The following is an 11,905-nucleotide window of genomic DNA, read 5'->3' as shown; positions in this document are numbered from 1 at the left end:
GACTTCGGTGTGGTTCGCGCCGGCCTGAACTTCCGCTTCGGCACCTACTAAGATCCTTCGCCTCGGCGATCGACGAAAAGGCCCGGGTCAACACCCGGGCCTTCTTCGTTTCACGGGGTAACTCGGGTCTTAGCGTAGGCCGGGACACGTGCCTCGAAATCGGCAAGCCAAGCCACGAGTTTCGGATAGCTTTCACGCCAGCGGCCGCCGAAGCGCAGGTCGAGGTAACCCAGGGCGCAGGCGAGAGCGATCTGGCCGATATGCAGGTTCTGGCTGGGCGCGGACAGATGCGCCTCCGCATGGTCGAGGCCACGGCGCACCTTGTCGGCCTGATGGTCGACCCATTTCGGCTCGCGCTTTTCCTCCTGGCGGAAGCGGCCCTCATAGACCTGAAGCAGCGCCGCATCCATGATGCCGTCGGCCAGCGCCTGATCGCGCAGGGCTGTGTACCGCTCCGGTGCGTTCGGAATGACACGCCCGCCGCCGGCCAGATGATCGAGATAATCCACGATCACGCGGGAATCGTAGAGCACATCCCCGTTCTCGAGGATCAGCGCCGGAATCTTGCCCAGCGGGTTTTGCTGGCGGATCGAATCCTCGGGATTGAGGGTATCCGCATCGACAATCTCGATCCGGTCCAGGAGACCGAGGATCGCGGCGGTGAGCTTCACCTTCCGGCCGAAGGGCGAAGCGGGCGAGGAGCGGAGAACGAGCATGAGCAAACCCCTGAATTGACGAGAATGGGGCAAGTCATGACCGGTCGGAGCGCCTGCGGCAATCCGTTTTAAGCAGGGGGTCCGAAGGGTTCACAGCGATAAGCTCCGTAGCCGCTGCGCGACAGGCGCTCCGCGAGTGCCGGTAGAAGAAGCTCCGCCTCATCCTTCAATGCCCATGGCGGATTGAGAACGAAGAGCCCGCTGCCGTTGAGCCGTGTCGCATCGCGCGGATCGTCTACATAAAGCTCGAGCCGTAGGCCCGGACGCGGACTCTCCCGATGAAGCCGTTCCGCCACCGCATCGACGGGGCCGACACCCTTGATCGGGTACCAGCCGGCATAGATTCCGGTCGGCCATTTCTTCAGAGCAGCAAGAAGCTCCGTGCCGAGGCGCTCCAGCTCGTTCGGCTGTTCATAGGGCGGGTCGATCAGGACAAGACCACGCTTTTCCTTGGGCGGAATAAGCGCATGCAGCGCCGTCCATCCATCGAGGTGCATGACCTTGAGGTTCGACACCTCATTGAAAGCCTCGCTCAGCACTGCATGGTCGGCCGGGTGCAGTTCCACGAACACGCCCCGATCCTGCCGCCGCAGGATCTCCCGCACGATGCCGGGTGAGCCGGGATAGATGGTCTCTCCATGCCGCGCGCGCACATCCGCAATCACCTTGCGATAGGGAGCAAGAATCTCCTCTACATCGGGAGCAAGAGCCTCCTCCAAGCGGCCGATCCCGTCGATCCATTCGCCCGTTCGCTCGGCCTCGTCACCCGTCAGATCGTAGAGGCCGATCCCCGCATGGGTGTCGATGACGCGAAGCGGCGTCTCCTTGCGCTGCAAATAGGCGAGGATGCGCACCAGGAGGGCGTGTTTCATGACGTCGGCGAAGTTGCCGGCGTGGAAGGCGTGGCGGTAGTTCATGTCTGTCCTAAGGCATCGGGCCTGGAAATAGCCTGCACATTCGGGGAATGCGCTATTTTACCGCCGGGACCGTGATCTCGCCCGCGCGGCAGCCGTCGCGATCGACTTCGGGACACTGACGGAAACCACGCAGATCCTTGCTGAGGCAGATGCGCACCTCCTGGAGGAGACGCCGTCCGCAGGAAACCGAAATCATGTCGGGACGCAAGCCAGGATTGGCATTCAGGAATGCCTGCTCGATCTCGCTCGGCAGCACCCGCGAGCGGCTGCCCAAGGCTTTGAAACTCTCAGGAATACGCACGAATTCGCGGGCGCGCCGAACGGCCTGGAAGTAGCCGCTTGGGGATTCCCCTGTGCAGGTGCCATGCTTGCGCCATTGGTAGCGCGCCAGATTCTTGTCTGGAAAGAGACCGTCGGCATCGGCTATGGCTGCCTGAGGGACGAAACGTCCGCTGGGCTCGCAGAAGCTGGGGTAACCCTTCTCGTTCTGCGGCCACAGGCCATGGATAACGAAGCCGAGCCCACTGCCGCTGTCGCATTGCCGGCTCCGGCTGCCGCTGTTCTCGCAGAAGCCCGGCGACCAGGAGAGCGCGAGCACATAGAAGTCGAACTGCCCCATGGGGGCGCCCCTCGCCTCCCGCGGCCCCTGAGCCGCCGAGGGAGAGAGCAGGAGAAAGCAGGCGCCAGCGAAAGTGAGGCACCGGCGCAGGATCAAGGAGCGGCCTGCTTGCAATGGGGTGCGAAGGCATAGTGGCGGTCAAAGCCGTCCACGCAGGCCTCCGTATCCCAGCCGATCCCGATGAAGCCGAGATCCTCACGGATTGAGAAATTGATCTTGTGCTTGTAGCCGTCGGACACGACCACGGTGCCTGTGCAGTAGCGGCGGGGAATGTAGTCGAGGCCCCAGGGGCGCCAGACGACCTGCTGCACCCGCTCGAAGGCCACGATCTGGAGATCGGAGTTCCAGAACTTGTATTCCTTGTGCTGGAAGTTGGCGCTGATGTCCTGGAGGACGGACGGATCGGCGCAGGCCGGCAGCGAAGCGTCGAAAGGCACTTCCCGGCGCTCTGCAGGCGTGATCTCGCGGGCGAGCATAGGTGCGCTCAACATCATGCAGGAGATGAAAGCCGCCAGCCACTTCATTCGGATGCTCCAACAGGTCTTCGGATTGTGTTCCACCGACCATGTGGGCGAAGCCCGAGAAGGTCAAGGCTCCGCTTGTGGTTTAATAGATGGCGTGGCTGTTCAGCACCATCGGGGCATTTGCTGGGCGCCCCTGCGGCCGAGGTGGGAGATAGGTCTGTTCCGGAGGCCGCCTGGGCGGTGCCGGATAAGACGGCGGCGCGGTCCTTGAGGCGCTTGGACCGGGCAGATCGGCCGCATAGCCGTTCGAGGACGAATAGCGCGGCGGGGGAGCCACGGGCGCAGCCAGCGCAGGGGCCGGAGCTGGCGCAGGCGGGATGTAAGCCTCACCTTCCGGCACGTCCTGTTCAAGATCAACTGGCGCCAGATCGCCCGCGGCAGCCGCGCTCTGGAGAATCTCCTGGCTCTTCTCGGGATCGATCCGGGGTTCAAACTTCAGGATCGGCTTACAGATGCGCCGCTGCCCTCTCGGGTCGTGGCGCGCCAGATCGAGATGGAGGTGATCGTAATGGAAGGTATCGGAGCCCGGTCCCAGAACTGTCGTGAAGTAGCGGCAGGCGCCGACGAAGACCTCGCGCAGGAACTCCTGCTCGACAGGGTCCGTGCCCCGCCAGCCCTTCACCACCGAGACCTCCCGTCCGTCCACTAGGGCAAAGCCCATGACGTCCAGCGCGTTGCCGAAGGAATGCTCGGAGAGCTTGGCGCCCCGCTGGTTGTTGCGGGGGCGGCAGGAATAGGAGCCCGCCTTGATGTCGGCGAGCGGCACGCCGAAATACATCTTTGCGGCCGGCCTCACGATCTCGTCGATCCAGGTATCGATCTGCGGGATGATCGGGCAGGCGAGCGTCACTTTCGACTTCAGGCCGACGGCGCCATTGTTGAAGGCCGAGACCTTGAACGGGTAATCCATGCCGCAGACGCCGGGACCTTCGATCTTGGAACTCAGAGCCATGTAGGCCGAAGGCTGCACGAGCCGTTGCGACAGGCAGGCCTCCTCGGCCTGCGCGCGCCAAGGCTCGCGCTGCTCGAACCGAAACAGTCCGCAACCGGTGACTCCGAGCCCAATGAGCGATAGGGCAAAAAACGCAACTAACCCACGACGCATGGGCGGGAGACTAGGACCAGGCCGTAAACATCCCGTCAACGGCGTAGGATCTCAGCCGATTCGGCGCTCAATCAGCCTTACCCTGACTGAAATCCTCATGGAAAATTGGGTGCGACAGAATAGAGCAGGAACTTTTTTCGTCTAAAGTTGAAATCGATTACGAGCCAATAAAAACAACGCATTAACTGTTCGTTAACTGTTCCGCGAACTCAGCCGGGCATTGCCTAGCTCCTCGGAGGTGCTTCTCAGGGTCGCCCGGTTTTGGTAGTCTACCTATCCATTCAGAGGGGGAATAATCCCTCAGGCGGAAGGGGCCTACGATGCATCTGACATCCAATCTCGACTGGACAGCCAAGCTCAACATCGCCGCCGTCTGCGTGTCCTCTTCCTTCATCGTTGCCGTTGTGGTCGGTCTTTTCTGACCCGAATGCTATGCAGCTCCTGGTGAGCTGCTCGACAATCTTCATGGTCTCTCCGCGCTGCCCCTCACCGGCAGCGTTTTTTATGTCTCCGGGCACGGCGCCTCCGTCAGGCTCCAGGACATGACGTTGATCTCCATCTGGCATTGGGCAAGCCGTGGCCCATTGGCCGTTTTCAGGCACACCTTCTCTCCTCGCGCGAACATCCTTCCTTGTGCCCGGCAGTAGCAATCGAGCGGATTGTGATCGGGAGTTTGTGCCTGTTGGGCCAGCGCTGGCCGCTCGTGAGCATATGCCGGGGACAAAACCACTAGGCTAAAGACAAGGACGACACTGCGCATGAGGCATCTCCGCGTGTCATAACACCGAGGATGCTCCTCCTGTCGTCGAATGGCGTCAAGCGGGAGATTAGCCCCAGCGCTCCACGGCTCGATCATCGGCTTCCTTAGCCTCGACCCAGGCTCCAACCGTACCGTCCTTGAGGTGCTCGCGTTTCCAGAACGGGGCCTGCGTCTTGAGATAATCCATCAGGAATGACGCTGCCTCGAAAGCGGCGGTGCGATGGGCGCTGGCGGCCAGAACGAGAACGATCTCCTCACCAAGGGAAAGCCGGCCGAAACGATGAATGACGGTGAGCCCCAGGAGCGGCCAGCGGCTCTCTGCCCGCTCGGCAATCCGGGCGATCTCGGCCTCGGCCATGCCAGGGTAATGTTCAAGTTCGAGCGCCGTCAACCGGCCGCCCTCGTCCCGGCAAAAACCCATGAAGGAAACCACCGCACCGATATCGGCCCTCCCCCTAGTCAGGGCTGCCGTCTCGCCCGCAACATCGAAGGGCTCGGCCTGGATGCGGATCGTGCGTGCCATGGCGCTGCCGCCCTTCAAGGAGCTAGCCTCCCGTCATGGGCGGGAAGAAAGCGATCTCGCGGGCGCCGGCAATCGGGGCCTCGGGCTTGACGTGGACATGGTCAATGGCGGCCCGGACGATGCCATCGTTCTCGAAGGCATATTCATATTCCTCGCCCCGGCCTTTCAGCCAGCGCACCAGATCGGCCACGGTCGCGATGCCCTCCGGCACCTCGAGATCCTCGTCTGTTTTTCCGACGCGTTCGCGGACCCATGCGAAATAGACGAGCTTCATGGCCTCAGCCCTCGTCCATCAGGTGGTGGATGCCGTTCTTGAAGTAGTCCCAGCCGGTATACAGCGTCAGAACCGCCGCCACCCACAGCAGCACGATGCCGATCAGGGTGTTGTTCGGCAGCACCGTCTCGCCCGCCGGCCCCGCGATCAGGAAGCCCAGCGACACGAGCTGCAGGGTGGTCTTCCACTTGGCCACCCGGCTCACCGGCACGCTGACCTTCAGCTCGGCCAGGAACTCGCGCAGGCCCGAGACCAGGATCTCGCGGCACAGGATCACGATGGCCGCCCACAGGGCCCAGCCATGGATCGTGCCGTCGGCCACCAGCATCAGCAGGCAGGCGGCAACGAGCAGCTTGTCGGCGATGGGGTCGAGCATGCGCCCGAGGGCCGATTGCTGGGCGAAGGTGCGAGCCACGTAGCCGTCGAGGTAATCGGTGATGGCCGCCAGGGCAAAGACGATCAGGGCGAACCAGCGCGACCAGTGGTCCTCGGGCCAGAACAGGAGACCGACCACGGCCGGCACCGCCACAAGCCGGCCATAGGTCAGCATGTTGGCCAGGTTGAAGGCCTTGGAGCGGCCGATGGAGGATGCAGACTTCATCACACCCGCAGGAAGCATGAGGAGGGACGGTCCGTCAATCGCGGAGGGCCGCAATTGGCAAACGTTACCGTGACGCGATCTGCATTCACCAGCACCCGAATCCTAGCCTCGCTCGTGGAAGAAGTCATAGACCGCACGGGCCGTGGCGGCGTTCACACCGGGCGCCTTCATGAGATCCTCCAAGGCAGCACGCTGGATCGCCTTGACCGTCCCGAAATGGTGCAGGAGCGCCCGCTTGCGGGTCGGCCCGATGCCGGCGATCTCATCGAGAGGGTTCTTCACCAGTTCGCGCTTGCGCTTGGCCCGGTGCGCCCCGATGGCGAAGCGGTGCGCCTCGTCGCGCAGACGCTGCACGAAGTAGAGCGCCGGATCCCGCGGCGGCATCTTGAAGGGTGGCTGCCCTGGCTTGAAGAACGTCTCACGCCCGGCATCGCGGTCGCGCCCCTTGGCGATGCCGATCAGCGCTACGTCGTCCTCGCTGACGCCGACGTCGGCAAGCGCCTGGCGCGCGGCCTCAAGCTGCCCCTTGCCGCCGTCGATCAGCACGAGATCGGGCCAGGCGGGAAATCCATCATCTCCAGGCACGGCACCATCGCCAACCTGATCTCGCGGCTCCTCTTTCACCAGTCGGGCGAAGCGGCGCTGCAACATCTCGCGCATCATGCCGTAATCGTCCCCCGGCTTCAGGTCTTCCGACTTCATGTTGAAGGTGCGGTAGTGCTGCTTCATGAAACCGTTGGCGCCTGCCACCACCATGGCGCCGACCGCATTGGTGCCCATGATGTGCGAGTTGTCATAGACCTCGACGCGCCGGGGCGGTTTCGACAGGCCGAAAGCCTGACCGAGGGACACGAGGAGCTTCTGCTGCGAGGCCGTATCGGCAAGCCGCCGGCCGAGCGCCTCGCGGGCATTGCGAAGCACATATTCGATGAGCTGACGCCGCTCGCCGCGCTGCGGTGCATGGATCTCCACCTTCGTGTCGGTTTTGGTCGACAGCGCTGCCGCCATCAGCTCCGCATCCTCGATCTCGTGCGAGAGCAGAACGAGACGCGGAGCCGGCTTGTCGTCGTAGAACTGGGCAATGAAAGAGCCGAGAACCTCCTCCCGGCTCATGGATTTGTCGGCCTTCGGGAAATAGGCGCGATTGCCCCAGTTCTGCCAGTTGCGGAAGAAGAACACCTCGACGCAGAACTGCCCCGCCTGCTCGTCGAGGGCGAACACATCCGCCTCCTCCACCGACTGGGTATTGATGCCCTGCACACCCTGGATGGCCGAGAGCGCCGCCAGACGGTCGCGGCAGCGGGCAGCGCGCTCGAACTCAAGATCCTCGGCCGCCTGCTGCATCTCCTCGGTGATGCGCTGCTTCACTGCATTCGACTTGCCTGACAGGAACGCCCGCGCCTCGGCCACGAGCCCTGCGTACTCATCGTGTGGGATCTCGTTGGTGCAGGGGCCGGAGCAGCGCTTGATTTGGAACAGCAGGCACGGCCGCGTACGGTTCTCGTAATAACTGTCGTTGCAGGAGCGCAGCAGGAAGGCGCGCTGGAGCGCGTTGATGGTGCGGTTCACCGCCCAGACGCTGGCGAAGGGGCCGTAATAATCGCCCTTGCGCTTTCGAGCGCCGCGATGCTTGACGAGCTGCGGCGCCTCGTGATCGGCGGTGAGCAGGATATAGGGCAGCGACTTGTCGTCCCGCAGCAGCACGTTGTAGCGGGGCTTCAGCTGCTTGATGAGGTTGGCCTCGAGCAGCAGCGCCTCGGTCTCGGTCGCCGTAGTGACGAACTCCATCGACGAGGTTTCGCCGATCATCCGGGCGATGCGGTTCGAATGGGCCTGCCCGCGGGCATAGGAGCCCACGCGGTTCTTCAGGCTCTTGGCCTTGCCCACATAGAGAACGTCACCCTTCGCATCGAGCATGCGATAGACGCCGGGCGCATTGGGAAGCGTATTCCAGAAATGCCGGATGACCTCGGTGCCGCGCTGGACCGAACCCGGATTGGCCTCAAGGTCGAACTCGACATCCGAACCGCTCTCAAGGGCGACAGTCTGATCGTCTTCCTCGTTGTCCAGAATATCCGGCGGGACGTCATTGGTGGTGTTGCGACTCATAGGGGAGATTTAAGGGCTCGGGCTGCGTGAGGAAAGTGCCGCCGACGAACTGGCGCAGCCCAGCCATTCGGTCTAAACGGCAAAGCTCCTGAATGCAGCTTGGAGCTGGATCATGCGCCTGTCGATCGTCACGTCAGCCGTCGTGGCTGCCCTGGTCGGGTTCGGCAGCACGATTGCCATCATCATCGCGGCGGCGCAGGCGGTGGGTGCGGATGCGGCGCAGACCTCCTCCTGGGTGGCGGCCCTGTGCCTCGCAATGGCGGTGAGCAGCGGTTTCCTGAGCGTTCGCTATCGTATGCCGGTCATTACCGCCTGGTCGACCCCCGGCGCGGCGCTCATCGCCGCGTCGACCGGCATTTCCGTCCATGCTGCCGTAGGAGCCTTCCTGTTGGCCGGTGCCCTCATCGTGCTCGCCGCCCTCATCAAGCCTTTTGGGCGTGCCATCGAGCGAATCCCCACCTCCATCGCGGCGGCCATGCTGGCAGGCGTGCTGCTTCAGTTCGTCGTCGGAGTGTTTCAGAGTGCGCAAGGCGCGCCCGGCCTCGTTCTGCCCCTGGTTGCACTCTTCCTGGTGGCGCGCCTGTTCAATCCGGCCCTGGCCGTTCTCGCCGTATTGTTCGTGGGTCTCGGCATCGCCTTCGGCGGCGGAATGGCCCGGCCACTAACGTCTGACTTGAGCCTCTCATCCCTTACTTTCATTGAGCCTGTCTTCGAGCCTACGGTGTTGATCGGGCTCGGGCTGCCCCTGTTCCTGGTAACCATGGCCTCCCAGAACCTGCCGGGCTTCGCCGTGCTCAGGGCCTCCGGCTACCAGCCCCCTTCCCGCCCGATCCTGGCCGTGACAGGGCTGGCCTCCCTGGTCACCGCCCTCTTTGGCGCCCACACGAGCAATCTTGCGGCCATCTCGGCGGCGATCTGCACAGGGCCAGATACCCATCCCGATCCCTCCAAGCGCTGGATGGTCGGCCCCTTCTACGCCTTGAGCTACCTGATCTTTGCCGCTTTCAGTGCGGCCCTGATCGGCCTGATCGCAGCGCTGCCCCCCGAACTCATCAAGACCGTGGCGGGCTTGGCCCTTCTCGGCGCCTTCGCGGGAGCCTTAGGCTCCGCCCTCTCCGAAGGCTCAAAGGTGTTTCCAGCTGTGATCACCCTGGCGGTGACGGCCTCCGGCCTCAGCCTCTTCGGCATCGGCTCCGCTTTCTGGGGATTGGTGGCGGGCCTCGTTACCCTGGGGCTCGACGCGCTGGCGATCCGGCTGCGTCGGCACGGCTGAACTGGACGGGAGGCCCCGTTAAGCTTAAGACTTCGTTACGAAGAACAAGAACGGGGGCTTTCATGGGTAGGGTGACGCTTGCGCCGCGGCTTGCCGCGATCATGCTGACAGCGGCTCTGGGGGCCTGCCAGGGCACATTCAGCGCATCGCCCGAGGGCATCCCCGTTGCTCTCGAGAGCATCGACGGGGCACCGGCTCCGATCCGGACCGCCCTGGCCGAGGAACTCGCCACCGCGGCCACCGACCGCAAAGTCGACCTCGTCGGCGCCAGCGCGGAGGCGCGCTATCGGGTCCGCGGCTATCTCTCGACCGCAACCGAGGGCGGTGTAACTAAGGTCGCCTATGTCTGGGACGTGTTCGATTCCCAGAAGCGCCGCGCTAAGCGCCTGGAGGGGTCGAGCCCCGCGTCGGTTGGTTCCATCTCGTCCCTCGACAAGCAGGCTCTCGCCAAGCTGGCTCAGGCCAGCATGGGGGAGATCGCCGAGTTCCTGAGCGCGGCCAAATCCGAGGCGCCGGCGACAGCCGAGGCGCCGATCCAGACGGCAGAGGTCCAACCCACGGTGACTTCGGATGAGGAGAACCAGGTTGCAATGCAATGATCGCATGGCAACAACCCGGCTGTCCGGTCCATCAAAGCCGCTCACGTGTATTGTGACGGTTTGATATCGCTGCTAAGACCCTTGCGCCCGAAGGCGCAGAGATCACGGCCTTGCGCGACGGGCATTGTCGATCACACAGAGCCAAAGTTCCTTTCATGAAGCTCGTTGCGGGAAATTCCAATCGTCCGCTGGCGGAGGCCATCTCCGCCTATCTCAATGTTCCCCTGGCCAGAGCCCAGGTGAAGCGTTTCGCGGACATGGAGGTGTTCGTCGAGATCCAGGAGAATGTGCGCGGCGAGGACGTGTTCATCATCCAGTCAACCTCGTATCCCACAAACGACCATCTCATGGAGCTTCTGATCATCACGGATGCGCTGCGCAGGGCCTCGGCCCGCCGCATCACGGCGGTGATCCCCTATTTCGGCTATGCTAGGCAGGACCGGAAGTCCGCCTCCCGCGCACCGATCTCGGCCAAGCTGGTGGCCAACATGATCGCTCATGCGGGCGTCGACCGCGTACTGACGCTGGATCTCCACGCCGGCCAGATCCAAGGCTTCTTCGACATCCCCACCGACAACCTGTTCTCGGCCCCCATCCTGGCGCGCGACATCAAGGAACACCTGGACGGCGGCAACCGCATGGTGGTCTCGCCGGACGTGGGCGGCGTGGTGCGCGCCCGTGCGCTCGCCAAGCGCATCGATGCCCAGCTTGCCATCGTCGACAAGCGCCGCGATCGCCCCGGCGAGTCCGAGGTGATGAACATCATCGGCGACGTGTCCGGCCGCTCATGCATCCTCGTCGACGATATCGTCGATTCCGGCGGCACCCTGGTGAATGCCGCCGACGCGCTCCTCGCCAACGGGGCGAAGGAAGTCTACGCCTACATCACCCACGGGGTGCTCTCCGGCGGCGCCGTGTCCCGCATCGCCAGCTCCCGCCTGAAGGCCCTCGTGATCACCGATTCCATAATGCCCACAGAAGCGGTAAAGGCGGCCCACAACATCCGCGTCATCTCCATTGCGTCCCTCATAGGCGAAGCCATCGGCCGCACGGCCACGGAAAGCTCGGTGTCGAGCCTGTTCGACTAAATCGGACTTTCTTGCATTCCCGGCGGTTCTTCTCTATAAGCCGCCTCGCGCCCGCTCGACACCCTTGGAGGCACGGGCGCTGACCTCATGGCCGCCGGTAGGTTTCAAGACCTTGGCGGCCATCGGTTTTTCAACTCAATCTATAGGACCACGACCATGAGCGAAGTAAAGCAAATCAAGGCCGTGGCGCGCGACCGGGCCGGCAAGGGGGCCGCCCGGGCCGTTCGTCGCCAAGGCCAAGTACCCGCCGTCATTTACGGAGCCGGCCAGCCGGCCCAGGCGATCGCCCTCGACTTCAACCAGACCAAGCAGCTGATCTTCGCCGGTCACTTCCTGACTACGATCTTCGAGATCGACGTGGACGGCCAGACGATCCGGGCCATTCCGCGCGACTACCAGCTCGACCCGGTCCGTGATTTCCCGATCCACATCGACTTCCTGCGTCTCGCACAGGGCCAGGCGATCAAGGTCGTGGTTCCGGTGCACGTGGTCGGCCAGGAGAAGAGCCCCGGCCTGAAGCGCGGTGGTGCGCTCCAGATCGTCGAGCACTCGGTTGAGCTCCTTGTCGCGTCCGACTCGATTCCGGACTACATCGAGGCTTCGATCGACGGTCTCAACATCGGCGATTCTGTCCACCTCAACGACATCACCCTGCCGAACGGCGCCAAGGCAACCTCGACCGAGAACGTCACACTCGTGACCGTCGTGGCCCCGACCGGCCTCACGGAAGAGGATGCGGCTCCGGCGGCGGCTGCCGAAGGCACCGCTGCGGCCTAAAGGCTTTGATCGGGCGTTTA

At 63.6% G+C, this 11,905-nt stretch carries 13 protein-coding genes; 4 read left to right on the top strand and 9 right to left on the bottom strand.

Going from position 1 to position 11,905, the window contains the following annotated elements:
- Window positions 1-110: 110 nt before the first annotated feature.
- The 9 genes from I2H36_RS14480 to uvrC form a co-directional block, all read right to left on the bottom strand.
- Window positions 111-716, bottom strand: coding sequence for a glutathione S-transferase (locus I2H36_RS14480; protein WP_196264599.1), 606 nt, complete (start codon window positions 714-716; stop codon window positions 111-113).
- A gap of 68 nt (window positions 717-784) precedes the next feature.
- Entirely contained in the window at window positions 785-1,633 is an 849-nt protein-coding gene (locus I2H36_RS14475) for a 23S rRNA (adenine(2030)-N(6))-methyltransferase RlmJ (RefSeq protein ID WP_196264598.1), read from the bottom strand.
- 52 nt (window positions 1,634-1,685) lie between these two features.
- Entirely contained in the window at window positions 1,686-2,252 is a 567-nt protein-coding gene (locus I2H36_RS14470) for a ribonuclease T2 family protein (protein ID WP_196264597.1), read from the bottom strand.
- A 92-nt stretch (window positions 2,253-2,344) separates the two neighbouring features.
- Complete coding sequence (locus I2H36_RS14465; RefSeq protein WP_196264596.1) at window positions 2,345-2,776, bottom strand: NBPF family protein; 432 nt, start codon at window positions 2,774-2,776, stop codon at window positions 2,345-2,347.
- Between the two features lie 82 nt (window positions 2,777-2,858).
- The gene (locus I2H36_RS14460) at window positions 2,859-3,881 is read right to left on the bottom strand and encodes an extensin-like domain-containing protein (protein WP_196264595.1); all 1,023 of its coding nucleotides are present in this window, start codon (window positions 3,879-3,881) and stop codon (window positions 2,859-2,861) included.
- An 827-nt stretch (window positions 3,882-4,708) separates the two neighbouring features.
- Window positions 4,709-5,164: a molybdenum cofactor biosynthesis protein MoaE gene (locus tag I2H36_RS14455; protein ID WP_196264617.1), complete on the bottom strand. Its 456-nt coding sequence runs from the start codon at window positions 5,162-5,164 to the stop codon at window positions 4,709-4,711.
- Window positions 5,165-5,186: 22 nt separating this feature from the next.
- The gene (gene moaD, locus I2H36_RS14450; protein ID WP_196264594.1) at window positions 5,187-5,438 is read right to left on the bottom strand and encodes a molybdopterin converting factor subunit 1; all 252 of its coding nucleotides are present in this window, start codon (window positions 5,436-5,438) and stop codon (window positions 5,187-5,189) included.
- 4 nt (window positions 5,439-5,442) lie between these two features.
- Window positions 5,443-6,039 (bottom strand): CDP-diacylglycerol--glycerol-3-phosphate 3-phosphatidyltransferase, encoded by a 597-nt coding sequence (gene pgsA, locus I2H36_RS14445; protein ID WP_246718811.1) that lies wholly within the window; start codon window positions 6,037-6,039, stop codon window positions 5,443-5,445.
- Between the two features lie 102 nt (window positions 6,040-6,141).
- Window positions 6,142-8,148 carry an excinuclease ABC subunit UvrC gene (uvrC, locus tag I2H36_RS14440; RefSeq protein WP_196264592.1) on the bottom strand — a complete coding sequence of 669 codons (2,007 nt, stop codon included), beginning with the start codon at window positions 8,146-8,148 and terminating at the stop codon, window positions 6,142-6,144.
- A gap of 112 nt (window positions 8,149-8,260) precedes the next feature.
- Here uvrC and I2H36_RS14435 point away from each other — a divergent pair, with 112 nt between their 5' ends.
- The 4 genes from I2H36_RS14435 to I2H36_RS14420 all read left to right on the top strand — a co-directional run bounded on the left by I2H36_RS14435 (window position 8,261) and on the right by I2H36_RS14420 (window position 11,885).
- Entirely contained in the window at window positions 8,261-9,421 is a 1,161-nt protein-coding gene (locus I2H36_RS14435) for a benzoate/H(+) symporter BenE family transporter (protein ID WP_196264591.1), read from the top strand.
- 62 nt (window positions 9,422-9,483) lie between these two features.
- The gene (locus I2H36_RS14430; RefSeq protein WP_196264590.1) at window positions 9,484-10,020 is read left to right on the top strand and encodes a hypothetical protein; all 537 of its coding nucleotides are present in this window, start codon (window positions 9,484-9,486) and stop codon (window positions 10,018-10,020) included.
- Between the two features lie 155 nt (window positions 10,021-10,175).
- Entirely contained in the window at window positions 10,176-11,108 is a 933-nt protein-coding gene (locus I2H36_RS14425) for a ribose-phosphate pyrophosphokinase (RefSeq protein WP_196264589.1), read from the top strand.
- Between the two features lie 156 nt (window positions 11,109-11,264).
- The gene (locus I2H36_RS14420; RefSeq protein WP_196264588.1) at window positions 11,265-11,885 is read left to right on the top strand and encodes a 50S ribosomal protein L25/general stress protein Ctc; all 621 of its coding nucleotides are present in this window, start codon (window positions 11,265-11,267) and stop codon (window positions 11,883-11,885) included.
- The last annotated feature ends 20 nt before the right edge of the window (window positions 11,886-11,905 follow it).

Origin of the sequence: Microvirga terrestris (assembly GCF_015694425.1) — a bacterium.
Classification (GTDB): Bacteria; Pseudomonadota; Alphaproteobacteria; order Rhizobiales; family Beijerinckiaceae; genus Microvirga; species Microvirga terrestris.
This window is presented reverse-complemented; position numbering and strand designations above follow the sequence as displayed.

Bases quoted from the DNA above. Each gene is read 5' to 3' on its own strand.
- I2H36_RS14480 (WP_196264599.1), bottom strand. From the start codon at position 716: ATGCTCGTTCTCCGCTCCTCGCCCGCTTCGCCCTTCGGCCGGAAGGTG.
- I2H36_RS14475 (WP_196264598.1), bottom strand. From the start codon at position 1,633: ATGAACTACCGCCACGCCTTCCACGCCGGCAACTTCGCCGACGTCATG.
- I2H36_RS14470 (WP_196264597.1), bottom strand. From the start codon at position 2,252: ATGGGGCAGTTCGACTTCTATGTGCTCGCGCTCTCCTGGTCGCCGGGC.
- I2H36_RS14465 (WP_196264596.1), bottom strand. From the start codon at position 2,776: ATGAAGTGGCTGGCGGCTTTCATCTCCTGCATGATGTTGAGCGCACCT.
- I2H36_RS14460 (WP_196264595.1), bottom strand. From the start codon at position 3,881: ATGCGTCGTGGGTTAGTTGCGTTTTTTGCCCTATCGCTCATTGGGCTC.
- I2H36_RS14455 (WP_196264617.1), bottom strand. From the start codon at position 5,164: ATGGCACGCACGATCCGCATCCAGGCCGAGCCCTTCGATGTTGCGGGC.
- moaD (WP_196264594.1), bottom strand. From the start codon at position 5,438: ATGAAGCTCGTCTATTTCGCATGGGTCCGCGAACGCGTCGGAAAAACA.
- pgsA (WP_246718811.1), bottom strand. From the start codon at position 6,039: ATGAAGTCTGCATCCTCCATCGGCCGCTCCAAGGCCTTCAACCTGGCC.
- uvrC (WP_196264592.1), bottom strand. From the start codon at position 8,148: ATGAGTCGCAACACCACCAATGACGTCCCGCCGGATATTCTGGACAAC.
- I2H36_RS14435 (WP_196264591.1), top strand. From the start codon at position 8,261: ATGCGCCTGTCGATCGTCACGTCAGCCGTCGTGGCTGCCCTGGTCGGG.
- I2H36_RS14430 (WP_196264590.1), top strand. From the start codon at position 9,484: ATGGGTAGGGTGACGCTTGCGCCGCGGCTTGCCGCGATCATGCTGACA.
- I2H36_RS14425 (WP_196264589.1), top strand. From the start codon at position 10,176: ATGAAGCTCGTTGCGGGAAATTCCAATCGTCCGCTGGCGGAGGCCATC.
- I2H36_RS14420 (WP_196264588.1), top strand. From the start codon at position 11,265: ATGAGCGAAGTAAAGCAAATCAAGGCCGTGGCGCGCGACCGGGCCGGC.